General features: G+C 51.1%; 21 protein-coding genes and 1 other annotated feature. Of the genes, 7 read left to right on the top strand and 14 right to left on the bottom strand.

Annotated elements, in window-relative coordinates; translation table 11 throughout:
• Positions 1-84: 84 nt before the first annotated feature.
• From JK211_RS02080 to tal, 3 genes are all read right to left on the bottom strand, one after another.
• Complete coding sequence (locus tag JK211_RS02080) at positions 85-1,377, bottom strand: MFS transporter (RefSeq protein ID WP_212707018.1); 1,293 nt, start codon at positions 1,375-1,377, stop codon at positions 85-87.
• A 119-nt stretch (positions 1,378-1,496) separates the two neighbouring features.
• Entirely contained in the window at positions 1,497-2,084 is a 588-nt protein-coding gene (mog, locus tag JK211_RS02085) for a molybdopterin adenylyltransferase (RefSeq protein WP_212707019.1), read from the bottom strand.
• Between the two features lie 102 nt (positions 2,085-2,186).
• Positions 2,187-3,140 carry a transaldolase gene (gene tal / locus JK211_RS02090; protein WP_212707020.1) on the bottom strand — a complete coding sequence of 318 codons (954 nt, stop codon included), beginning with the start codon at positions 3,138-3,140 and terminating at the stop codon, positions 2,187-2,189.
• A gap of 260 nt (positions 3,141-3,400) precedes the next feature.
• On the opposite strand from tal, the gene yaaA reads away from it, so the two are divergent.
• Positions 3,401-4,180, top strand: a complete 780-nt coding sequence (gene yaaA / locus JK211_RS02095; RefSeq protein WP_212707021.1) for a peroxide stress protein YaaA — start codon at positions 3,401-3,403, stop codon at positions 4,178-4,180.
• 67 nt (positions 4,181-4,247) lie between these two features.
• On the opposite strand, the gene thrC is transcribed toward yaaA, so the two are convergent.
• The 5 genes from thrC to JK211_RS02120 all read right to left on the bottom strand — a co-directional run bounded on the left by thrC (position 4,248) and on the right by JK211_RS02120 (position 9,983).
• Positions 4,248-5,540: a threonine synthase gene (gene thrC / locus JK211_RS02100; protein WP_212707022.1), complete on the bottom strand. Its 1,293-nt coding sequence runs from the start codon at positions 5,538-5,540 to the stop codon at positions 4,248-4,250.
• Positions 5,541-5,543: 3 nt separating this feature from the next.
• Positions 5,544-6,473 (bottom strand): homoserine kinase, encoded by a 930-nt coding sequence (gene thrB / locus JK211_RS02105; protein WP_212707023.1) that lies wholly within the window; start codon positions 6,471-6,473, stop codon positions 5,544-5,546.
• 2 nt (positions 6,474-6,475) lie between these two features.
• Entirely contained in the window at positions 6,476-8,938 is a 2,463-nt protein-coding gene (thrA, locus tag JK211_RS02110) for a bifunctional aspartate kinase/homoserine dehydrogenase I (RefSeq protein ID WP_212707024.1), read from the bottom strand.
• A gap of 26 nt (positions 8,939-8,964) precedes the next feature.
• Positions 8,965-9,087, bottom strand: a sequence feature (Thr leader region).
• The gene (thrL, locus tag JK211_RS17040) at positions 9,023-9,094 is read right to left on the bottom strand and encodes a thr operon leader peptide (protein ID WP_212707129.1); all 72 of its coding nucleotides are present in this window, start codon (positions 9,092-9,094) and stop codon (positions 9,023-9,025) included. It overlaps the preceding feature by 65 nt.
• A gap of 202 nt (positions 9,095-9,296) precedes the next feature.
• Positions 9,297-9,983 (bottom strand): tRNA/rRNA methyltransferase, encoded by a 687-nt coding sequence (locus JK211_RS02120; RefSeq protein ID WP_212707025.1) that lies wholly within the window; start codon positions 9,981-9,983, stop codon positions 9,297-9,299.
• A 561-nt stretch (positions 9,984-10,544) separates the two neighbouring features.
• Here JK211_RS02120 and arcA point away from each other — a divergent pair.
• Entirely contained in the window at positions 10,545-11,264 is a 720-nt protein-coding gene (gene arcA / locus JK211_RS02125) for a two-component system response regulator ArcA (RefSeq protein ID WP_212707026.1), read from the top strand.
• A 78-nt stretch (positions 11,265-11,342) separates the two neighbouring features.
• Here the strand turns inward: arcA and creA are convergent, their stop codons facing one another.
• Positions 11,343-11,831: a protein CreA gene (creA, locus tag JK211_RS02130; protein ID WP_212707027.1), complete on the bottom strand. Its 489-nt coding sequence runs from the start codon at positions 11,829-11,831 to the stop codon at positions 11,343-11,345.
• Positions 11,832-12,037: 206 nt separating this feature from the next.
• Between creA and robA the strand changes: the two genes are divergently transcribed.
• Positions 12,038-12,925 carry an MDR efflux pump AcrAB transcriptional activator RobA gene (gene robA, locus JK211_RS02135; RefSeq protein ID WP_212707028.1) on the top strand — a complete coding sequence of 296 codons (888 nt, stop codon included), beginning with the start codon at positions 12,038-12,040 and terminating at the stop codon, positions 12,923-12,925.
• Between the two features lie 43 nt (positions 12,926-12,968).
• Here the strand turns inward: robA and gpmB are convergent, their stop codons facing one another.
• Entirely contained in the window at positions 12,969-13,622 is a 654-nt protein-coding gene (gene gpmB / locus JK211_RS02140) for a 2,3-diphosphoglycerate-dependent phosphoglycerate mutase GpmB (protein ID WP_212707029.1), read from the bottom strand.
• A 58-nt stretch (positions 13,623-13,680) separates the two neighbouring features.
• Here gpmB and yjjX point away from each other — a divergent pair, with 58 nt between their 5' ends.
• Positions 13,681-14,196, top strand: a complete 516-nt coding sequence (gene yjjX, locus JK211_RS02145) for an inosine/xanthosine triphosphatase (RefSeq protein WP_212707030.1) — start codon at positions 13,681-13,683, stop codon at positions 14,194-14,196.
• On the opposite strand, the gene trpR is transcribed toward yjjX, so the two are convergent.
• Positions 14,187-14,510, bottom strand: coding sequence for a trp operon repressor (gene trpR / locus JK211_RS02150; protein WP_212707031.1), 324 nt, complete (start codon positions 14,508-14,510; stop codon positions 14,187-14,189). The genes yjjX and trpR overlap by 10 nt on opposite strands.
• A gap of 44 nt (positions 14,511-14,554) precedes the next feature.
• Positions 14,555-16,474, bottom strand: coding sequence for a murein transglycosylase (sltY, locus tag JK211_RS02155; RefSeq protein ID WP_212707032.1), 1,920 nt, complete (start codon positions 16,472-16,474; stop codon positions 14,555-14,557).
• Positions 16,475-16,698: 224 nt separating this feature from the next.
• Between sltY and JK211_RS02160 the strand changes: the two genes are divergently transcribed.
• From JK211_RS02160 to ettA, 3 genes are all read left to right on the top strand, one after another.
• Positions 16,699-17,277 carry a TetR/AcrR family transcriptional regulator gene (locus tag JK211_RS02160; RefSeq protein WP_212707033.1) on the top strand — a complete coding sequence of 193 codons (579 nt, stop codon included), beginning with the start codon at positions 16,699-16,701 and terminating at the stop codon, positions 17,275-17,277.
• Complete coding sequence (locus tag JK211_RS02165) at positions 17,274-18,218, top strand: EamA family transporter (protein ID WP_349290184.1); 945 nt, start codon at positions 17,274-17,276, stop codon at positions 18,216-18,218. Before JK211_RS02160 ends, JK211_RS02165 begins: the two co-directional genes overlap by 4 nt.
• 152 nt (positions 18,219-18,370) lie before the next feature.
• Complete coding sequence (ettA, locus tag JK211_RS02170) at positions 18,371-20,038, top strand: energy-dependent translational throttle protein EttA (RefSeq protein WP_212707034.1); 1,668 nt, start codon at positions 18,371-18,373, stop codon at positions 20,036-20,038.
• Between the two features lie 67 nt (positions 20,039-20,105).
• Here the strand turns inward: ettA and nadR are convergent, their stop codons facing one another.
• A complete protein-coding gene (gene nadR, locus JK211_RS02175; RefSeq protein WP_212707035.1) occupies positions 20,106-21,359 on the bottom strand; it encodes a multifunctional transcriptional regulator/nicotinamide-nucleotide adenylyltransferase/ribosylnicotinamide kinase NadR in 1,254 nt (417 codons plus the stop codon).
• A 113-nt stretch (positions 21,360-21,472) separates the two neighbouring features.
• Positions 21,473-22,858: a DNA repair protein RadA gene (radA, locus tag JK211_RS02180; RefSeq protein ID WP_212707036.1), complete on the bottom strand. Its 1,386-nt coding sequence runs from the start codon at positions 22,856-22,858 to the stop codon at positions 21,473-21,475.
• Positions 22,859-22,864: the final 6 nt, after the last annotated feature.

The following is a 22,864-nucleotide window of genomic DNA, read 5'->3' on the forward strand; positions in this document are numbered from 1 at the left end:
ATGCAAACAAGATGGGGTCAGTTTACCGGCCATCAAGGGCCGGCGTAAAAAAAAGTAAAAAAAACACAGAAATCCCTGACAGTCTCAGCCGGCCGCCTGGCCCGGGAGGCGGGCCTGTAAATGCAGATATCCGCCGATCATTGCCCCGGTGACACACAGCGCGGTGATATACCAGCAAGGTGCCAGTAGCGTCAGACGTAACGCCAGGGTCACAAAGACGGGTGTCAGACCGCCGAAAATAGCGTAAGAAAGGTTATAGGACAGGGAAATACCACTAAAGCGAACTGCCGGAGGAAATGCCCTGACCATAATAAAAGGCACAATCCCCACGGTCCCGACACAGAGACCGGTCAGGGCATAAGCAGCAATCAGGTATTGCGGATGGCTGGCTAAGATATGAAAAAACAGCCAGCTGCTGGCCGCCAGCAACAGGCATCCCACCGACAGACAACGTCCGGCGCCAAAGCGGTCAACCAGCCACCCGGCCAGCATACAGCCTGCCAGCAGCATAACTGTCGCAATACTGTTGGCCTGCAGGCTGAGCGCTGCCGGGATCTGATACATTTTTTGCATCAGCGCCGGTGCCATCAGGATAATCACCACGATAGCGGCAGAAAGCAGCCAGGTCAGGAGCACCGAAATCAGCAGGCTTTTACGATGAAAATTCACCACATTTTTCAGGGGCAGTGCTTCAGACAATGTTTTTTGCTGCTGCATTTTCCGGAATACCGGCGTTTCCTGCAGCCAGCGGCGCAGATATAACGCAATAAAACCAAAGACACCGCCCAGCAGAAACGCCACCCGCCAGCCAACCGCAGCGACTTCATCAGGGGTCATATGCCGGTTAATAGCACCGGCCACCAGAGAACCCAGCAGGATGCCGACCGTCAGTCCGGCTGTCAGCGTACCACAGGCAATTCCGGTACGGTTATCCGGCACATGTTCAGCGACAAATACCCAGGCACCCGGCACTTCACCACCGATTGCCGCCCCCTGTAATAATCGCATCAGCAATAATAATAGCGGAGCGGCCAGTCCCAGACTCTGATAAGAGGGCAATAGTCCCATCGCCAGAGTGGGGATAGCCATCAGCAGAATACTCAGACTAAACATTTTCTTACGCCCGAGAATATCGCCAAAATGAGCCATCACCAGCCCGCCTAATGGCCGTGCAAGATACCCCGCAGCAAAAATCCCGAAAGTCTGAAGTTGCCGCAGCCATTCGGGAATATCGGCAGGGAAAAACAGTTCGCCAATCACGGCCGCAAAAAAGACAAAGATAATAAAATCGTAGAATTCCAGCGCCCCGCCGAGCGCTGCCAGTATCAGGGTTTTATAGTCCTGCGCACTCAGGCGCTCCGCGGCATGGTTATCCATAAATTAAGTCTTTATCCCAGAGGTCAGTTAACAGCGTTAGCTGTAAATATTTCATTACTATATCGGCAATAAGCCGATACACCAGAACCTCTGAAGTTTATCCTTAAAAAATATTATCTTTAGTCGTTTATCTCACGCCTTGCACTTTTTGGACGAAAAGCTGCTACCACTTGCGGATCAGTCTCCACATAGGGCCCGTCGAGCAACTGTAAACAATAAGGTACACTTGCAAAGATACCCGCGACGTTTACCTGCCCTGATGGCGCTTTCAATCCTTCCAGTGTCTCTTTAATCGATTTCGGCTGTCCCGGCAAATTCAGGATCAGCGATTGCTTACGGATCACTGCGGTCTGCCGGGACAGAATAGCCGTAGGCACAAAATTAAGGCTGATTTGTCGCATCTGCTCGCCGAAACCAGGCATTACACGGTCAGCTACCGCCAGTGTGGCATCCGGAGTAACATCACGTAATGCCGGCCCAGTACCGCCGGTGGTAAGCACCAGATGGCAATGATGTTCATCGACCAGTTCAGTCAGTGTCTGCTCAATTAACAATTGTTCGTCGGGGATAACCCGGCTTTCGAGGGTAAAAGGACTGGTCAGGGCCAGTGATAACCATTCGGTCAGTGCAGGGATACCTTTATCCTGATAAACCCCCTGCGAGGCCCGGTCAGATACTGAGACCAGTCCGATACGTAAAGTAGTCATGATATTTCACTTCAGATGAGTGCTGTAGATACAGCCGGGACGGGGAACCACAAACAGTGAATTGACGTCCCGCAGCAGCCAGGCTACCGCGGGCGGGGATGATTACAGTAAATCTGCAATCATTTTTTCCAGTTTACCCTGGTCAATGGCAAAGTTACGGATACCCTGAGCCAGTTTATCAATCGCCATCGGATCCTGGTTATGTTCCCACAGGAATTCGGCTTCTGACATTTTTTCCGGACGGGCTTTTACTTCACCGGTAAAGTTCAGCTTACGCTCGACACTGCCTTCCGTTTCTTTCAGCTCTTTCAGCAGGCCCGGAGAGATGGTCAGGCGATCGCAGCCCGCCAGCTCCAGAATTTCGCCGGTATTACGGAAGCTCGCGCCCATGACAACGGTTTCATAACCATGCTGCTTGTAATAGTTATAAATTTCGGCCACAGAAACCACACCCGGATCTTCATGGGGTGCATATTCTTTTTTATCGGTATTCGCTTTGTACCAGTCCAGAATACGGCCAACAAACGGAGAAATCAGGTAAACACCGGCTTCTGCACAGGCACGGGCCTGGGCAAAAGAGAAAAGCAGTGTCAGGTTACAGTTGATACCTTCTTTTTCCAGACGCTCAGCCGCACGGATCCCCTGCCAGGTAGAGGCCAGCTTGATCAGAATACGATCATTGCTGATACCTGCATCGTTATACAGTTTGATCAGGCTGTGGGCTTTGGCGATACTGGCTTCTGTATCGTAGGAAAGTCTGGCATCAACTTCGGTAGAGATACGGCCCGGGACTAATTTCAGAATTTCCAGCCCGATATTTACCGCCAGTTTGTCAGAGGCGAAAGCAATTTGCTGCTGCTTATCATTACTCTGCTTACGCGCCCATTCGATGGCTTCATCAATCAGCTTACGGTATTCAGGGATTTGTGCCGCGTTGAGGATCAGTGAAGGGTTAGTGGTTGCATCCTGTGGCTGATACAGTTTCATTGCTTCAATATCACCGGTATCGGCAACGACTGTTGTTAACTTGCGCAGTGAGCTAAGTTTGTCCGTCATGTTTGCTTCTCTTCTGTTGAACTGTCAGGGGAAAAAAGCCTCTCCGGATAATATCACGCACTTGACGAGGTGCAAGGCCGCGCCGGGTAAACAATCGCGAAATCGCATTGCTGGTCACGTCGCGGGCCCGCGTAATCCGTGGTAATACACCATTAACCATCGTTGCCGGGTATAGCAACGATTGATCATTCCGTATCACTTTTTTGCTACACTGCGCCCTATCAGTGATCGCCTGCGGGCCTGTAATGAGGAATTAAATAATGTTAATGGTGATATCTCCGGCCAAAACCCTGGATTATGAAAGCCCGCTGGCGACCCGGAAGTACAGCCTGCCTGCACTGTTAAATCAGTCTCAGGAATTAATTGATATTGCCCGCCGGCTGACACCGGCACAGATTGCGACCCTGATGAGCATCAGTGATAAACTGGCACACCTTAACGCAGAACGGTTTAATGACTGGCAGCCGGATTTCACCCCGGAGAATGCCAGACAGGCCATTCTGGCGTTTAAAGGGGATGTTTATACCGGCCTGGCCGCAGAAACGCTGACTGACGATGATTTTGACTTCGCCCAGCAACACCTGCGGATGCTGTCCGGACTTTATGGTGTTCTCCGCCCGCTGGATCTCATGCAGCCTTATCGTCTGGAAATGGGCATAAAGCTTTCCAATCCACAAGGTAAAGATCTTTACAGCTTCTGGGGAGATCAGTTAACAACAGTACTGAATGAAGCGCTGGCCAGACAGGGCGATGATGTTCTGATCAATCTGGCGTCTGATGAATATTTTAAAGGGGTAAAACCCAAACTACTGGCGGGAAAAATCATTAAACCGGTGTTCCTTGATGAGAAAAATGGCAAATTCAAGGTGATCAGTTTTTATGCTAAAAAAGCCCGCGGTATGATGTGCCGTTATATTATCCGGCATCGCCTGACGACCCCGCAACAACTCACTGGTTTCAACAGTGACGACTATTTTTTTGATGAACAAAGCAGTACTGATCAGGAACTGGTGTTTAAACGCCACCAGCAACAGGCCTGAAACAGCGGTCATCAGTTATGGCCCTGCAAAGGTTGTCCCCTGCAGGGCGGCAAAGATTAGCGGTTTGTCAGACCGTTTTTGTCAGCAGGTACTGTTTCAGTTCAGCAAAATCTGCCGGCAGAGTCTCCGACAGTAATGGCAGGTCTGCACGTTCTGCCAGTTCAGCAGGTAACGGCAGATCTGTCTGCAGGATGTCATCGACGCTGTCTTTAAATTTCGCCGGATGTGCAGTACCAAGGAACAGACCATACTCACCGTCACGTAACTGATCACGCAGCACACGCCAGGCAATTGCGGCATGAGGTTCGGAAATATATCCTTCCGCCGCCAGTTCACGCATCGCTGCACGGGTTTGTTCGTCGCTCAGTGCACCGCAACCAAGTTCATTCAGCTGCCAGGTCTTACGGCGGAATAACTCTTCAACCCGTGGCCAGTTATTCGGCTGGCTGACATCCATCGCATTAGACAGGGTAGCAACCGTCTTATGGGGAGTCCATTCGCCGCTGTGCAAAAACCGCGGCACCGTGTCGTTGGCATTAGTTGCAGCGATAAAACGTTTAACCGGCAGTCCCAGGCTTTTCGCCAGTAATCCTGCCGTCAGGTCACCGAAATTACCACTGGGGACAGAAATGACTAACTGATTACGTTTTTCCTGAGGCAGCTGTGCCACCGCTTCAAAGTAATAACATACCTGGGCCAGTAACCGGCTGATATTGATCGAGTTAGCGGAATTCAGACCAATCGCCTGTTTCAGTGCCTGATCATCAAATGCCTGCTTCACCAGTGCCTGACAGGCATCGAAATCGCCGTCCACCGCAATGGTCTGGATATTTCCGCCCAGCGTGCAGAACAGTTTTTCCTGTAACGAACTGATTTTTCCCTGCGGATAAAGGATCACCACACGGATATTTTCCATGCCATAAAACGCGTGGGCAACGGCGGCGCCTGTGTCACCGGATGTCGCAGTCAGAATAGTAATCTTTTCATCGTCGTCGCTGCTCAGAGCCAGCATCTGAGCCATAAAACGGCCGCCAAAGTCTTTAAATGCCAGGGTTGGTCCGTGGAATAATTCCAGACAGGCAACATCTTCAGAGACGGGTTGTACCGGGGCCGGAAAGGTAAATGCCGTTTTTACACGCGCTGTCATTTCCTGCTCAGAGATCTCATCACCGATAAAGGCCGACAGTATTTTGCTGCTGCGGCTGACAAAATCCATCTCCAGCAGGTGATCAATTTCTGTCAGTTCAAAAGCCGGCAATTCATTAGGGAAGAAAAGTCCCTGCTGCGAACCCAGTCCCTGCGTCACCGCCTGAGTAAAACTGACCTGCTCGTTATGGTCTTTCAGATTATATAATTTCATCGCTTACCCCAGTTTACGTGCGCCCGTCGTATCAAGACGGCAAATATGTACGAAGCCTTCATCGTTCTGCAGATAGTGCTGCTGTAACCATGCCCGGGTCTGCTCAGCCACTTCCGGCGTGTCACAGACGGCAAACAGTGTCGGTCCGGAACCGGAAATACCACAGGCCAGAGCCCCGAGTCCGGTCACAGCCTGTCGCGCTTCGGCAAACCCCGGCAGCAGTCCGGTACGGTACGGTTCAGCAATAACATCTTTCATCAGACTGGCCGCCAGCAATGGCTGACGGGTGTGGCAGGCATGAATAAATCCTGACAGCATTCGGCCATGGGTTATACAGTCTGCTTTACTGTAGGTGGCAGGCAGAATAGCCCTGGCTTCTGCGGTGGAAACTTTAATTCCCGGGTAGGCCATCACCCAATACCATTCATCAAACCCCGGTACCGGTTGACAGGTAATACCATGGGCTTCCAGCATTAGCTGGAGACCGCCTAAAAAACAGGGAGCCACGTTATCGAAGTGCACGCTGCCGGAAACCCGCCCTTCCAGTTCACCCATCAGCGCCAGTAACCGGTCGTCATCCAGCGGCTTATGACAGAATTCATTCATTGCCATCAGCCCGGCGACAACTGAACAGGCACTGGATCCCAGCCCTGAGCCGATGGGCATGTTTTTTTCCAGTACCATTCTGACCGGAATATCGCGGCCAACTTCCTGACAAAAACGCTGCCAGCACTGATAGACTATATTCTCTTTTGGATCTGCCGGCAGTTTTGAGACAAAACGACCACGATTCTCCAGACTGAAGGTTTCTGCCGCTTCTACGGTGACACAATCCCCCAGCAGAGTTCCGTCGGCCGGTGACACTGCGGCCCCCAGCACATCAAACCCGACACTCACATTGCCGATAGAGGCAGGTGCATAAACTTTTACCATAATCAGACTCCCAGCTTCCATGTCAGAGTTCTCAATAAATCTGCAAACACCCCGGCTGCCGTTACATCGTTACCGGCACCATAGCCTCTGAGTACCAGCGGAATTGGCTGATAATAGCGGCTGTAAAAGGCCAGTGCGTTCTCACCATTTTTCACTTTAAATAACGGGTCATTACTGTCGACGGCGGCAATGTTTACACTGCACTGGCCCTGTTCATCAATCGCGCCAACAAAACGTAATACCTTACCTTCTTCACGCGCTTTAGCAGCCCGTACAGAAAATGCCTCATCCAGTTCCGGCAGGCGGCGCATAAACTCATCAGTATCTGCCAGTTCTGTCAGTTCTTTCGGTAAAACCGCTTCGATACTGATATCGCTTAATTCCAGGCTCATACCGGCTTCCCGCGCCAGAATAAGCAGCTTACGCGCTACATCCATCCCCGACAGGTCATCGCGGGGATCAGGTTCGGTAAAGCCCAGCTGGCGTGCCCTGGCCGTCGCTTCAGATAACGAAACACCGTCATCCAGCATGCCAAAAATACAGGACAATGAGCCGGACAGAATGCCATTAAACTTAATTAGCTCATCACCGGCATTTAACAGATTTTGCAGGTTCTCAATGACCGGCAACCCGGCACCTACATTGGTGTCATACAGGAACTTACGCCGTGCTTTCTCCGCCTCAGAACGGATCTGCCGGTAATATGCCATAGAAGACGTATTCGCTTTCTTATTTGGCGTAACGACATGAAAACCTTCGCGCAGAAAATCCGCATACTGATCGGCCAGAGCCTGGCTGGAAGTACAGTCAACAATAACCGGATTGAGTAAGTGGTACTCTTTCACTAGCCGGGTCAGATGGTCCAGGGAAAAAACATCCGTCGCTTCGGACAGCTGATCCTGCCAGTGATCAAGCCCGATTCCGTGAACATTGGTCAGTAATGCCCGTGAATTGGCAATACCACACACCCGCAGGTCAATATGCTTCTTCTTCAGCCATGCCTGCTGGCGGTGCAGCTGGTCGAGTAATGCGCTGCCGACTCCCCCGGTACCAACCACAAATACTTCGATCACCTGATCGGTCGCAAACAGCATCTGATGAACCACCCGCACACCGGTTGTCGCTTCCTGGTTACTGACCACCACCGAAATGGAGCGTTCTGACGAGCCCTGGGCAATGGCGATAATATTAATATTCGCCCGTGCCAGAGCTGAGAAGAATTTGGCCGAAATACCGCGCTGTGTACGCATACCGTCACCCACTACCGAGATAATCGCCAGCTTTTCGATCACTTCCAGCGGGTCCAGCAGGCCATCTTTCAGTTCCAGATAAAACTCCTCTTCCAGCGCACGGCGGGTAGAGAGAGCCTCACTCTGAGGAACGCAGAAGCTGATACTGTATTCAGAAGAAGACTGGGTAATTAACACCACCGAGATGCCTTTGCGTGACATTACGGCAAAGACCCGGGCAGCCATACCGACCATACCTTTCATGCCGGGGCCGGAGACATTAAACATCGCCATATTATTCAGGTTAGTGATGCCTTTCACCGGTGCTGAGTCATCTCCCTGCCCTGCAGAAATCAGAGTGCCGGGTGCTGACGGATTGGCGGTGTTCTTAATCAGGCAGGGGATTTGGAACCGTGCAATCGGGGTAATCGTCCGTGGATGGAGGACTTTGGCGCCAAAATAAGAAAGCTCCATCGCTTCCTGATAAGACATAGATTTCAGTAACCGTGCATCAGGGACCTGACGCGGATCGCAGGTATAAACACCGTCCACATCGGTCCAGATTTCACAACAGTCCGCACGTAAACAGGCGGCCAGCACCGCCGCAGAATAGTCAGAACCATTACGTCCCAGTGCCACTAATTCACCCTGTTCATTACCTGCGGTAAAACCCGCCATCAGGATGTAGTTTTGGGGCGGAATCTGGCTGGCACTGATCCGCCGGGTCGATTCGGTAATATCGACTGTCGATTCCAGATATCCGCCGATCGCCAGCAGCTTCTCTACCGGGTCGATGACCGTCACCCGGTGCCCTCTGGCTTGTAACAGCGCCTGCATAATCGCAATCGAGAGTTTTTCACCGGTACAGATAACGGATGCATTTACACTGTCCGGGCACTGACCGAGTAAATTAATACCGAGAATAACTTGCTGTAAACGTTTGAATTCACTGTCAACACAGGCTGTCATTGCCGCAGTATCAAACCCTGGCTGTGCTGCTGCAAGGCCACTCAGCAACTGGTCGAAAATCTGACGGGCATCGTCCAGGTTAGCGGATGCATCCTGACCTGAAATGTTTTTTTCGATTAAGGCAACTAAATGATTGGTAATTTTTGCCGGGGCTGAGAGGACAGTCGCAACCTGTTCCTGTCGTGCATTATTTTCCAGTATGTCGACAACACGCAGAAAACGCTCTGCATTTGCGACCGATGTTCCGCCAAATTTCAACACGCGCATGGTTCAATAACTCCTGAATTTATGCCGAAAAAAAAGCCCGCACCTGATAAGGGAGCGGGCTTTTTCGTTTTTTCCTGTTATGCGTCAGCCCGCACCGTTACCTGTGGTAATGGTGATGGTGGTAATAATTGTAATGTTCAGGCTGTGGATTCGCATTTATTAACTGTCTGTCTTGTATTTAATCTGTCTGCTTTCAGAAGTAAAACAAAGCGCCTGATAAGTCAATATATTTATCATTACACTCCTGAAAAAACAGATACGCATTGATACTGAAATAACCGCCAGCATCCCCATATCCCGGCAATAAGCGCCGCTTAAACCAAAATCAGACACTGAAATGTGCGGGTTTAACAGCAGATCACTCTGCCAGTTTTTTTTCAATATCATGTAACAGACGGTGCAACATTGCGCTGTCCCGTTGTTCAAGGAGTCCCAGCCGTTGATCCAGCCAGTCAGCCATTTTTACATCATCACTGACCGACAGCTTTTCCAGTAACTGGTGCGTTCTCTGGCGCAGTGCACTGAGTTGCTGTGGATCTGCACTTTTTACGACGTTTGCCTGCACCTGCATTAGTGAAGAAAACTGATAACAAAACACCATTACCGCCTGACCAAGATTCAGTGACGGATATTCAACTGCCATAGGGATCCCTGTCAGCACATCCACCAGCGCCAGTTCTTCGTTAGTCAGACCGCTTTCTTCACAGCCAAACACCAGCGCGAGTCTGTTCAGCCATTGCTGTTTTTCTTTTAGCAGGGATTCAGCCTGTTGCGGCGTCGCATAATAATGGTAACGAGCCCGGCTGCGGGCCGTGGTGGCAACGGAGAAGTCAACATCTGCCAGTGCCGACGCTAAATCAGCAAATTGCTGCACATTATCCAGAATGTCGGTCGCACCATGAGCAACCCGATAAGCCGCAGGATCCTGCCAGACAGTACTATTGACGATTCTCAGCTCACTGAATCCCATCGTTTTCATAGCACGGGCCGCCGCGCCAACATTTTCGGCGCGCGCCGGAGAAACTAAAATAATCGGGAATGACATCTCATCACCTTAAAAATGCGTAAAATCAGGTAAACCCATGGCAAAACTCCCCGATTTCTTTCGGGATTTTAACCGGTTACGCTCCACGGGAGCAGGTCAGGAATAGCTATTAATTACCTGAACAATTAACTTTCTTCTTATACTACATGCAGTTATCTATAAAACACAGTCTGCGGTGTACGGCCATATAACAACTAATAGGGAATAATTTAGCGATTTGTCCTCTGACAGGAATAAAAAAGAGATATTTTTCACACAAGTGTTAACGTGCTACACTCAGTTTTGATATAAGTCAACGAAGCGTTTTTATTTGCTTCCTGAATGTTGTTGGTGCTGTTAGCCCGCTGTTAAAGGGGTTAGGATAAAACGCATAAATTCCAGTTTAGGCGCATACAGACCGGCTGTAGTTACGCTGAATCCGTCAGTGACATAATCTGTGATGCATCAAGAACAAAACGTCGTAAATTGGCAATGCAGACTCATTATACGTCAACCGATATCTCAGACATCAGCACTGTATGCCTTGTATCAATTTTGATGGCAAATTTTAGGTAGCAAACCATGCAGACCCCGCAAATTCTTATCGTCGAAGACGAGCTAGTAACCCGAAATACCCTTAAAAGTATTTTCGAAGCTGAAGGATACGTTGTATTCGAAGCCTCCGATGGTGCTGAAATGCATCAGTTATTGACTGACAATGATGTCAACCTGGTGATTATGGATATCAATCTGCCAGGTAAAAATGGCCTGTTACTGGCACGTGAATTACGTGAGCAAGCCAGTGTTGCCCTGATGTTCCTGACTGGCCGCGATAATGAAGTCGATAAAATCCTCGGCCTGGAAATTGGTGCCGATGACTATATCACCAAGCCTTTTAACCCACGGGAACTGACTATCCGTGCCCGTAACCTGCTGTCACGGACCATGAATCTGGCCGCCAGCAGCGAAGAGCGTAAGCACGTCGAAAACTATCAGTTTAATGGCTGGACTCTGGATATTAACAGCCGTTCGCTGGTCAGCCCGCAGGGTGAACAGTATAAACTGCCACGCAGTGAATTTCGTGCCATGCTGCATTTCTGTGAAAACCCGGGCAAAATCCAGACCCGGGCAGACTTACTGAAAAAGATGACTGGCAGAGACCTGAAACCTCATGACCGTACTGTGGATGTCACTATCCGCCGTATTCGTAAGCATTTTGAGTCCAACAGCGATACACCGGAAATTATTGCCACCATTCATGGTGAAGGCTACCGTTTTTGTGGTGAGTTAGAAAACCACTAACTTTCCCTGCGGACTGTTATAATACAGCCCGTCGGTCTCCATGACCGGCGGGCTTTTTTTGCATTTTGTGCCAGATAATTAATGCCACGGCATTATGGGTACCGCACTTATCGCATTTTTTGGTGAGCCGTCCACCAGCTTGTCTGAATAGCTCAGATATACCAGAGTATTACGGGTTTTATCGTAAAAACGAACGACCTGAAGCTTCTTAAATATCAGAGAAGTACGCTTTTTAAATACCACACTGGCTTCACCCGGTTTCAGGTTATCCGGCACAGTTACCGGCCCGACCTGCTGGCAGGAAATCGCCGCATCAGCCGTATCTTCCGCCAGCCCTAATCCGCCTTTTATACCGCCCGTTTTTGCTCTGCTGATATAACATGTAACATTTTTAACATCCGGATCATCAAAGGCTTCGATTACAATCTTATGATCGGGGCCTAAAAATTTAAAAACCGTATCTACAGAGCCTATCTCTTCGGCATGTACTCCCCCCGAAAGCGTAAAGAATACGCAGCCTGCGGCTGCAAGTTTATTAATAAAATACTGTAGTTTTTTGATTTTCATTAAGTTACCGCTTATTAGGTGATTACTGAATAATCAATATAAGGTTATTATTGATAGCTTCAAGTATTCCTTAGTCGCATGGAATTATTGTAACAACCGGAAACGATACAGTTGTAACTTTCCGGTTATTTTTGCATTAAATGCTATTCTTATATTTATAAATAATGACTGTTCAATTGTGCCAACCAGGACTGTGAGGATGTAATATGGACCAAGCTGGTATCATTCGCGATTTGCTTGTCTGGCTGGAGAGCCACCTGGACCAACCTTTATCTCTGGATAATGTTGCGTTCAAAGCCGGTTACTCCAAATGGCATTTGCAGCGGATGTTTAAAAACGTTACAGGTCATGCTATCGGGGCTTATATCCGCGCCAGGCGTTTATCCAAAGCAGCTGTCGCTCTGAGACTTACCAGTCGTCCAATCCTGGACATTGCTCTGCAATACCGGTTTGATTCTCAGCAGACATTTACCCGCGCGTTTAAGAAACAATTTAATCAGACGCCTGCCGGTTACCGCCGCGCATCTGACTGGAACTCTTACGGCCTGCGGCCGCCTATTCGTATGGGCGAGTTTTCTATGCCGCAACCGGTCTTTATCAGCTTGCCGGAAACAACGCTGATGGGACAGACGCAAAACTACAGCTGTACGCTGGAGCAGATTTCGGTTTACCGGGCAGAGATGCGCAGCCATTTCTGGCGTCAGTTTCTGCATGATACGGACTCAGCACCACAGATTCTGTATGGTCTGCATCAGGTACGTACCAGCGCCGATAAAGAAGATGAGCAGGACATCCTGTACACCACTGCGGTTGCTGAGAACGATGCCGGAGATAGCCTTCAGTCAGCGCAGAAGATTATTCTCGAAGGCGGAGATTATGTGCAGTTCAGCTATAAAGGGCCGAAGGAACAGCTGCAGGACTTTATTCTGGTCCTGTACAGCACCTGTATGCCGACTCTCGGTCTGACACGGCGTGCCGGTCAGGATATCGAACGTTTTTATACGCCAGGCGGTAAACTCACCAAAGAAAATACCGCCGAGCTGACCTGCGAATATCTGATCCCTATCCGTAACGAAAGCCGACGGGCTGCCTGACCCGTTTATAATTTCCCTGAGCCCCTCTGCGGGAACAGGGAAATTATACCTGGCGTTGCAGTTCATCCAGAGCATCTGCGGTCAGATGCGCAACATCACCGGCAGTTTCCACCACCCAGCCATTCGCCAGCCACTCACTGTTCTGATAATCGACCCGTGACAAAGAACAGTTTCGCAGACGTAAACGCCGTTCCGCCCACGCGGGTAAGCCCAGCAGCGTACTGATTAATACCCCCAGAGCCATTCCATGACTGACCAGTAAAGGCCTGCTGCCCGCAGGTAATTCCCGGCAGGCATCCAGAGCCTGTTGCATACGATCGGCCAGCGCAAACATGGTTTCGCCCCCCGGAATCTGCCCTTCTTCACTACCATCCACCAGCGACTTACGCCAGCCCTCTTCTTCTGCACTCAACTCTCTCAGTTGCCGGGTTTCCAGGACACCCATATCCAGCTCCCGTAAACGGCTGTCGGTCGACACCGGACAACAACAGTACTGTGCAATAATGTTGGCGGTCTGAAGAGTCCTGCCTAAATCACTGCTGATAATATGCGTGATCCCATAAGACTTGAGGCGTTCTCCCACCTGCTTTGCCTGCAACTCTCCCTGTGCAGTTAACGGACTATCACTTTGCCCCTGAAGGCGACGTTCCGTATTCCACAGGGTTTCACCATGACGAACCAGAAAGACTTGTAGCATATTATCTATCCATTATACTGGGCCGGCGTATCCCACCGACCTGAGTGAATTGACTATTATGTACCACGTTGTCGTCGCTACCAGCAACCCCGCAAAAATCAGTGCTATCTTACAGGCTTTTGAAGATGTCTTTGGTGTCAATCAGTGTCAGATTTCTGCGGCTGACACCGACAGCGGTGTACGTGCTCAGCCCATCAGCGATACAGAAACCCTGACCGGAGCCCGCCAACGGGTTGCCAATGCCCGTAACCGTCAGCCGGATGCCGACTTCTGGGTTGCAATAGAAGCCGGCATCGACGGAGCACATGCTTTTGCATGGATAGTTATAGAGAATACCAGCCAGCGGGGAGAATCCCGTTCTGCCAGCTTTTTGCTGCCGCCCGCCGTATCAGAACAACTTCAGCACGGCAGAGAACTGGGGGAAATAATGGCGGAGCTGACCGGTATTGAAAATATTAAACATAAAGGGGGGGCTCTCGGCGTATTAACCGAAGGTCGTCTGACCCGCACTTCGGTTTATCATCAGGCACTGTTACTGGCGTTATGTCCGCTACAGCACCCTTACTACCGCTGATCAGTATTCAGAGACAACTGAGATTCCAGCCATTGTCTGAATGCCGCCGGAGACTCTTTCAGACTGTTAGAGCCACGAGTGATGGTCGCGATGCCCACCCCCAGCTGGTCTTTTAACTGTCGCTGACTGATCTCCCCGCGCATCAGTTCTTCAATAATCCTCAGGCGGGTCGCCAGGGCCTCACGTTCATCCGGCGTCATCATTAATTGTAATAATGTTTCCGTCTGCTGATCCTCCACTGCCTGTTTCATTAAATTCACGAAACGTGACCAGTTAAATTCAAAATTTTCTTCTGCATTGACAGAGGGCAACATAGATGGCTTCCGTACTCATTGATGAGTACGGAAGCATAGCATACTCAATAGCGGCTCTTCCACTCTGCATCCTGTAACACCTGATCCGGCTGTCCCATGAAATAACGATAATAAGCATCATATGCCAGCACGTTCTTCACATAGTTACGGGTTTCTGCAAAGGGGATAGTTTCGATAAATCCGACAACATCCAGTTTACCGCCACTGATCGCCTGCCACTTACGTACCCTGGCCGGGCCGGCATTATAAGCCGCAGAGGAGTAAATACGGTTCTGATCAAACTGACGATAGACATAATCAAGGTACTGCATGCCGATCTGGATATTCATCAGCGGATCCAATAACTGGCTGCTGTTGTTATAACCGCTGACAGGAAACATTTTTACTGTATGGGCTGCGGTTGCAGGCATTACCTGCATCAGACCACTGGCACCGACCGGGGAGCGTATTTTCGGGTTCCAGGCACTTTCCTGCCGGGAAATGGCCATCGCATAACTTACCGGGATAGCTTTCCCAGCCGAATACTGCTGGTAATATTGCTGCCACGCCAGAGGAAAGCGTTCTTTCAGGCTGTCCCACATTTTAGCAGTGATTGTCGCCTGTACACTTAAGTCCCACCACTGCTGTTCGCTGGCATAGCGGGCCAGCATCCTCTGCTGAAGCTGCGGTTTGCTGTGAATCAGATTTGCCCATTCGCTGCGGGCCAGATTGTCCATCCCCCAGTACATAAGCTCCCTGACCCTGGCAATTTCCGCCCCCTGAGACAAACCGGCCACTGGTGCCGGTGCCGGGTCAATGGTCAGCTTATAAGGTACGCCCAGCTTCTGGGCTGCCACCATCGGATAAAAACCACGTTGTGTCATCAGAGTACGGAGGATCTGATCAGCCTGCTGTTTGTGGCCCTGCTCCAGCAGCAGGCAGGCCTGCCAGTATTGCCACTCATCTTTCTGTTTGGCTTCCACCGGTAACCGGGCAATCCAGGTATTCAGTCCGCGGTGATCATTGTCAGAAATTGCCTGACGGACCCGTCGTTCGATCAGTGCCGTCGAGTCACTGTCCATAACCACCGCATCACGCCAGCGCATCTGTTCAGAGGTAATATCTGCCCCCATAAACTGCCAGGCTACGGCTTCTTTCATCATCTGAGCCTGCGCGCCGGACATTTTTTGCGCAGAAACCAGCGACGGAATAAGTCCGCGGGCATTTTCTGCATCCTGCCTCGCCAGACGGTTGAAAGCGATCAGGGTGATCTGTCGGCTGAAATCGTCCGGTGATACGGCACTGGCGAAACTGCTGACCGCCTGCGGGGTTTTCTGTAACGCATCCAGCGCACTGCTCAGCGTAGTATAATCCGGCGGTAGCATGGTAAGCAGATGCCGTAGCAGGCCATTATTATCAGCGTTAAATGCCAGAACGACCCGCTGTAATACCGCCGTGGGGCTGAACTGTGCTGAGGACTGCCAGGCCGAAAATAATGCGTCACAACTTGCTGGCAGGTTAGTCCCTGTCAGCCATAATTTTTTGGCGCCTTCCCAGGCCAGTTGCTGTTTACCTGTCGCCCAGTTTGCATAGTACCAGTTACATTGCGCCTGTACCGGTGCTGGCCGGGCAGGACTAAAACTGAGTAATCCCTGCCAGTCCTGACGTCTCGCCAGTTCATTAATAAAACGGTTTTTCAGGCTGTAGGATGACGGTAGTGTCGGGTATTTTTTCACAAAATCAGAGATGGCCAGCGAGGTTTCCTGATTAAGATCCTGAGACAACAGACGATACTCAAGGTAAGGATACAAAGGATAGTCTTTCAGAGATGGCATCATTTGCGCCACCACATCCATTTGGTTGTTATCCCAGGCCTGTTTAATTTGCTGATAGCGCTGACGTTGCTGGTCTAATGAGTCAGCCTGACTCAACCCGGCAACCCCTGTCAGACAGATACCCAATACCCAATGCTTCCACCTAATCACTCGTTTCTCCTCTTATCGCCTGCTGCCGGTAAATATATCGCCCGCCACTGTCCATGCTAGCGGGTTAAATGCTCACTGACTATGATCTGTAAAAAATTTACTCAGCTTGACTTAAAGGCCGTCTCTCCCCGTCCGGCGGAAAACACTTTCCCGTCAGCATCGATCTGCACATCACGGATAGGTATACTGGTCTACCTACTTCACTATAGCGAATCAATAATCACATGACTCCGGACAATATATCCTCCGCCAGCGATAAATTACTTAAGGCTGCACAGGTACTGTTCTATAACTACGGCATTACCGCCACCGGCATTGATGCGCTGGTAAAACGGGCCGGGGTAGCGAAAAAAAGCCTGTATAACAATTTTAGTTCGAAAGACGCACTGATAGAGGCTTATATCACTGCCCGTCACCAGCAATGGCTGGATCTTTACCAGCGCAGAGCCGCAGAGATCATCTCGCCTCAGGAAGGAGTCATGGCGGTTTTCAGCGCCTATGCAGATCATGCCGGGTTTGACTATGAACACGCCTTTCGTGGCTGTGGCTTACTGAATGCCGCAGCCGAATTGCCGACCGGATCCGCGGGACGTCAGGCAATCAGCAGACATAAGCAGCAAGTGGAAGATATTCTTAAGCAACATCTCAGCCAGTTAACGCCCGACCATCAGCGCAGTGATTTACTGGCTCGCCACCTGTCATTTTTGCTGGAGGGAAGTATCTCACGGGCCGGACTGGAAGGTAACAGCCACTATGTTCAGCAGGCTGCTGAAATGGCCAGAATACTGACGGAGGCCCTGTGAGCCACAGCAAACCACACCCTGTGTCAGGCATTATCGCTGTCCTTATTGCCGCTATCTTATGGGGCACCACTGGTACCGCAGCCACCTTTGCCACCGGTGTCAGTCCGCTGGCGATTGGTTCAGTCGCTATGGGCAGTGGCGGCCTGTTGCAGGCACTGCTGGCCCTGCCGACGATCCTCGCCGGACGCAAAGAAATGGCTGCAAACCGCAATTTTCTGTTGGCCGGTGCCCTGGCTGTGGCTGTCTATCCGCTGGCATTCTATGCTGCCATGCATTATGCCGGTGTCGCCGCGGGCACGGTGATTTCCATCGGCTCTGCCCCGCTACTCTCGGCACTGATTGAATACTGGTTTGACGGTCATTCCCTCAGCCGGCAGTGGCTCACCGGTGCAGTGACCGGTGTCGCAGGGATAGTGCTGTTATGTATTGCCGAAGGCAATGCCGCTGCTGCGGGTGACAGTCTGCAAACAGCGGCCGGTATCCTGCTCGGCCTGCTTGCCGGGCTGACTTATGCACTGTATTCCTGGTCTGCACGACGGATGATGAATAACGGTGTCAGTGCCAGTGCGGCAATGGGATCGACCTTTGGTGCCGGTGGTTTACTGTTGATCCCTGTGCTGTTGCTTAGCGGGGCTCCGTTGCTGGCTTCAGTCACCAATACCTGTGTTGCCCTTTACATGGCACTGGTCCCCATGTTTATTGGCTACCTTTGCTATGGTTACGGACTGGCGCGTATCAAAGCCAGTACCGCCACCACCCTGACGCTGACAGAACCGGTGGTGGCAGCATTGCTGGCGGTCACACTGGTCGGCGAACGGTTGCCGGTAACTGGCTGGGCCGGTATCGGATTCATTATTCTCTGTCTGGTCATCATCAGTTTGCCCGGCAGAAAACCGTCCCGACGTACGGCGTCAGGCAATATCCCTCCCGCAACAGGCTAACCGCTGCCAATGCCGGTTCACGGCCCTGCCCGGAAAGCCGGGCAGTTTTCCGGGCCAACATCCGGCGGGGTGTCTGTGATTATAGGCAGAAACAGGCTACACTCCTCCCCTGAATTATTATGATCAATACGCATTAAAAGAGGCTCATTCTCGTGGCTCAATTCGTTTACAGCATGCATCGCGTGGGCAAGGTTGTCCCGCCAAAACGGCATATTCTGAAGAACATCTCCCTGAGTTTTTTCCCGGGCGCAAAAATCGGTGTTCTGGGACTTAACGGTGCCGGTAAATCCACCCTGCTGCGCATCATGGCCGGTATCGATACTGATATTGAAGGTGAAGCCCGTCCTCAGCCGGGCCTGAAAATTGGCTATCTTCCCCAGGAGCCTCAGCTGAACCCGGAACACAGTGTCCGTGAATCCGTCGAAGAAGCCATGTCTGAAGTCGTCGGTGCTCTGAAGCGTCTGGATGAAGTCTATGCATTGTACGCAGAGCCTGAAGCTGATTTTGATAAACTGGCGGCAGAACAGGGACGGCTGGAAGAAATTATCCAGGCGCATGACGGCCATAATCTGAACACCCATTTAGAACGTGCTGCGGATGCACTGCGTCTGCCAGACTGGGATGCCAGAATTGGCACACTGTCCGGAGGCGAACGCCGCCGTGTGGCCTTATGTCGTCTGCTGTTAGAGAAACCTGACATGCTGCTGCTCGACGAACCGACGAACCACCTGGATGCCGAGTCCGTTGCATGGCTGGAGCGCTTCCTGCACGATTTCGAAGGGACTGTTGTGGCTATCACCCACGACCGTTACTTCCTTGATAATGTTGCCGGGTGGATCCTCGAGCTTGACCGCGGTGAAGGTATTCCATGGGAAGGTAACTACTCATCCTGGCTGGAACAAAAAGATCAACGCCTGGCACAGGAAGCGTCTTCTGAAGCTGCCCGCCGTAAATCGATCGAAAAAGAGCTGGAATGGGTACGCCAGGGCGCCAAAGGACGCCAGTCTAAAGGTAAAGCCCGACTGGCGCGTTTTGATGAACTGAACAGTGTTGAGTACCAGAAACGTAACGAAACCAGTGAACTGTTTATCCCGCCGGGAGCACGTCTGGGCGATAAAGTCGTGGAAGTTTCCCATCTGACGAAAAGTTACGGCGATCGCTTACTGATCGATGATTTAAGCTTCTCCGTCCCTAAAGGGGCTATCGTCGGAATTATCGGTGCCAACGGCGCGGGTAAATCAACCCTGTTCCGCATGTTATCAGGTCAGGAACAGCCAGACTCAGGCAGCATTGAACTGGGTGAAACCGTTAAACTGGCGTCCGTTGACCAGTTCCGTGATGCCATGGACAACAGCAAAACCGTGTGGGAAGAAGTTTCAGGCGGCCAGGACATCATGAAAATTGGTAACTTTGAAATGCCAAGCCGTGCCTACGTCGGCCGTTTCAATTTCAAAGGCACTGACCAGGGGAAACGAGTCGGTGAATTATCCGGCGGTGAACGCGGGCGTTTACACCTGGCGAAGCTGCTGCAGGTCGGCGGTAACCTGTTATTACTGGATGAACCGACCAATGACCTGGACGTGGAAACACTGCGCGCCCTGGAAAATGCCCTGCTGGAGTTCCCCGGCTGCGCAATGGTCATTTCCCATGACCGCTGGTTTCTTGACCGAATTGCCACCCATATCCTCGACTACCAGGATGAGGGTAACGTCGCATTCTTCGAAGGTAACTTTACCGAATATGAAGAGTACAAAAAACGCACCCTCGGCGCTGAAGCCCTGGAACCAAAGCGTATCAAATACAAGCGTATGACTAAGTAATCTGACGCCTGAATCACAAGGCCTCCCTGCCGGGGAGGCCTTGTGATAGTCAGCCATAACGCGAGTATCAGGCCCTGTCTGCCGGCTGCTCTGCCGGATGTTCCAGCATATGTGTTACCAGTTCGATACAACGCAGAAAACGCGAATCATAGTCGTCTTCTTTTACCCGGATATAACGGATATCGTTCTCTTCCAGCATCTCCAGCAACATCGTCTGGAATTCACGCCGGTCGACAGAACTCCCCAGGCTACGCAGCCCGTCGGCTACCCAGGGCACATTATTCTCCAGCACAATCACCAGATCGAACCGGTATTCATCGATCATCGCCTGCACAAACGGATGTTCACGGCCTTCATATTTCACACAGAAAGCCTGAGTAGTCACAAAATCCGTATCAATAAAGGCGACTTTATTGGCATACTTTACTGCAAAATCAATATACTGCGCCTGGCCGAGGGCAATTTTATCGTAATCAGAATATTGCAGTGCTATTTCATCGCCCCCGAGATGAGAAAACACATAATCACGGCCATATTCCCAGGCACTGGTGGTATTAAAAATATTCGCCAGCTTGTTTACCAGGGTGGATTTCCCGCTTGACTCACCGCCCAGTAAGGCCACCTTGCGCACAAAAAAGGGTTTAACTTCAGTCGGTATATATTCCCAGTAACGGAACGGATCCTGACGGATTTGTTTACCGCTGATATTCATAAATGAGCGATCCGGATCGACCAGTACCGCGCGGATGGCGAGGTGCTTCTCAAACATCGGAGCATCGGCCGCTTCGCTGGTATACACCTTGTCAGGTGTAATATTATGTTCTGCCAGGAAATGCTTCATCCCCTGGCTCCAGACATCCCAGCCATGAGGATAAGGCTCCATGCCCTCTTCGTTAAATGAGTGAATACGAATATTTTTCTGATATTTGAAGGTCTGTAACAGCCAGCGCAGGCGGTCACTGGTCGTCGGCTGTTCAGACATAGCGCTGTTTTCAAACAGCAGACGATCGCGCGGATCATCATGACCCATAATAATATGCAGTTCATCGACCTGGCTGCAGGCACGCTGGATCAGGTAAATATGTCCGGTATGCAAAGGGTAAAACTTACCAAACACTACCCCGACGGTTTTTTCCCTGCGCGGGAACTCCAGCCCGAGAAACCGGTGCAGGGCTTCCAGTTTGCGGGCACTGGGGCTGTTAATTTTGGCATTAATCAACTGACTCAGGTAACCCTTGGTCATATCACAAGCATCAGCAACCTGCTGCAGGGTATGTCCTTGCTGACGAATTGCCTTTTTCAGATAGTCATAAGTCGACATCAGTAGCCTCTGGTCATCTGCCGGATAACAGCCCGGGCGCTGACTCTGCGGGGCTGCCGGTCATAAAGGACAGTGACCGGAAACACGCCCCGGACACTGTGCTGAATCAGCTACTACGCCAGATCTTCTAATATATCCAGCGCATCAGCCAGTTTTTTCACGGTATATACCGTCATACCTGCCGGTTTTTTTTTCGGGGCATTGGCTGACGGAACAATAGCACGACGAAACCCATGTTTTGCCGCCTCAGAAATACGCTCCTGACCACTGGGCACAGGGCGGATTTCTCCGGCCAGACCGACCTCACCAAAGATCACCAGGTCCTGAGGCAGTGGCCGGTCACGCAGACTGGATACCATTGCCAGCAAGAGTGCCAGGTCTGCACTGGTTTCGGTGACTTTTACGCCCCCAACCACGTTAACAAATACATCCTGGTCTGCCATCTGCAAACCACCGTGGCGATGCAGCACTGCCAACAGAATAGCTAACCGGTTTTGTTCCAGCCCGACAGCTACCCTGCGCGGATTACCCATCATCGAATGATCCACCAGCGCCTGAATCTCCACCAGCAATGGCCGGGTACCTTCCCAGACCACCACCACCGAACTGCCCGACGTCACTTCATCACCGCGTGACAGGAAAATCGCTGACGGATTGCTGACTTCACGCATTCCCTGTTCGGTCATGGCGAAGACCCCCAGCTCATTAACCGCACCGAAACGGTTTTTATGGCTGCGCAGCGTACGGAAACGGGAGTCCGCATCACCATCCAGTAAGACGGAACAATCGATACAGTGCTCCAGGACTTTTGGCCCGGCCAGTGACCCGTCTTTAGTGACATGCCCGACCATAATAATCGCCACATCATGCATCTTGGCGAAACGTGTCAGAAATGCCGCCGTTTCACGCACCTGAGATACACTGCCGGGTGATGACTGGATATCAGCCATATGCATAACCTGGATGGAGTCAATCACCATCAGGCGGGGTTTTTCCTCTGCGGCGATCTGACAAATTTGTTCAATGCTGGTTTCCGACAGCATATTCAGATTATCGGTCGGTAAACCTAACCGATGTGCCCGCATAGCGACCTGCTGTAACGACTCTTCACCGGTCACATACAGGGTTTTCATCTGTTGTCCCAGCTTACAGAGCGTCTGCAGTAACAGGGTTGATTTACCCGCGCCCGGATTACCGCCTATCAGAATTGCACTGCCTGGTACCACTCCGCCGCCCAGTACGCGGTCGAACTCTTTAAATCCGGTCGAAAAACGGGGCAACGCTTCCAGACTGATTTCTGAAAGTTTCTGAACCTTCGATACCCCGGCACTGCCTGCATAACCGGATAACCGCTCATTACGGGCAGCCGCAGGCGTGGAAGCGATGCGGACTTCGGTAATACTGTTCCAGGCCTGACAGGCACTGCATTGCCCCTGCCAGCGCGGGTAATCAGCACCGCATTCATTACAAACGTATGCACGTTTCGCCGCTTTGGCCAAAACAAC

Origin of the sequence: Tatumella sp. JGM130 (assembly GCF_018257525.1) — a bacterium.
In the GTDB taxonomy this organism is placed as follows: domain Bacteria; phylum Pseudomonadota; class Gammaproteobacteria; order Enterobacterales; family Enterobacteriaceae; genus Tatumella; species Tatumella punctata.

What these genes read in the sequence shown, in the direction of transcription:
- thrA (WP_212707024.1), bottom strand. Translation starts at nt 8,938, where the DNA reads ATGCGCGTGTTGAAATTTGGCGGAACATCGGTCGCAAATGCAGAGCGT.
- thrB (WP_212707023.1), bottom strand. Translation starts at nt 6,473, where the DNA reads ATGGTAAAAGTTTATGCACCTGCCTCTATCGGCAATGTGAGTGTCGGG.
- nadR (WP_212707035.1), bottom strand. Translation starts at nt 21,359, where the DNA reads ATGTCGACTTATGACTATCTGAAAAAGGCAATTCGTCAGCAAGGACAT.
- JK211_RS02160 (WP_212707033.1), top strand. Translation starts at nt 16,699, where the DNA reads ATGACTCCGGACAATATATCCTCCGCCAGCGATAAATTACTTAAGGCT.
- JK211_RS02080 (WP_212707018.1), bottom strand. Translation starts at nt 1,377, where the DNA reads ATGGATAACCATGCCGCGGAGCGCCTGAGTGCGCAGGACTATAAAACC.
- creA (WP_212707027.1), bottom strand. Translation starts at nt 11,831, where the DNA reads ATGAAAATCAAAAAACTACAGTATTTTATTAATAAACTTGCAGCCGCA.
- trpR (WP_212707031.1), bottom strand. Translation starts at nt 14,510, where the DNA reads ATGTTGCCCTCTGTCAATGCAGAAGAAAATTTTGAATTTAACTGGTCA.
- robA (WP_212707028.1), top strand. Translation starts at nt 12,038, where the DNA reads ATGGACCAAGCTGGTATCATTCGCGATTTGCTTGTCTGGCTGGAGAGC.
- arcA (WP_212707026.1), top strand. Translation starts at nt 10,545, where the DNA reads ATGCAGACCCCGCAAATTCTTATCGTCGAAGACGAGCTAGTAACCCGA.
- thrC (WP_212707022.1), bottom strand. Translation starts at nt 5,540, where the DNA reads ATGAAATTATATAATCTGAAAGACCATAACGAGCAGGTCAGTTTTACT.
- JK211_RS02120 (WP_212707025.1), bottom strand. Translation starts at nt 9,983, where the DNA reads ATGTCATTCCCGATTATTTTAGTTTCTCCGGCGCGCGCCGAAAATGTT.
- mog (WP_212707019.1), bottom strand. Translation starts at nt 2,084, where the DNA reads ATGACTACTTTACGTATCGGACTGGTCTCAGTATCTGACCGGGCCTCG.
- yjjX (WP_212707030.1), top strand. Translation starts at nt 13,681, where the DNA reads ATGTACCACGTTGTCGTCGCTACCAGCAACCCCGCAAAAATCAGTGCT.
- gpmB (WP_212707029.1), bottom strand. Translation starts at nt 13,622, where the DNA reads ATGCTACAAGTCTTTCTGGTTCGTCATGGTGAAACCCTGTGGAATACG.
- tal (WP_212707020.1), bottom strand. Translation starts at nt 3,140, where the DNA reads ATGACGGACAAACTTAGCTCACTGCGCAAGTTAACAACAGTCGTTGCC.
- yaaA (WP_212707021.1), top strand. Translation starts at nt 3,401, where the DNA reads ATGTTAATGGTGATATCTCCGGCCAAAACCCTGGATTATGAAAGCCCG.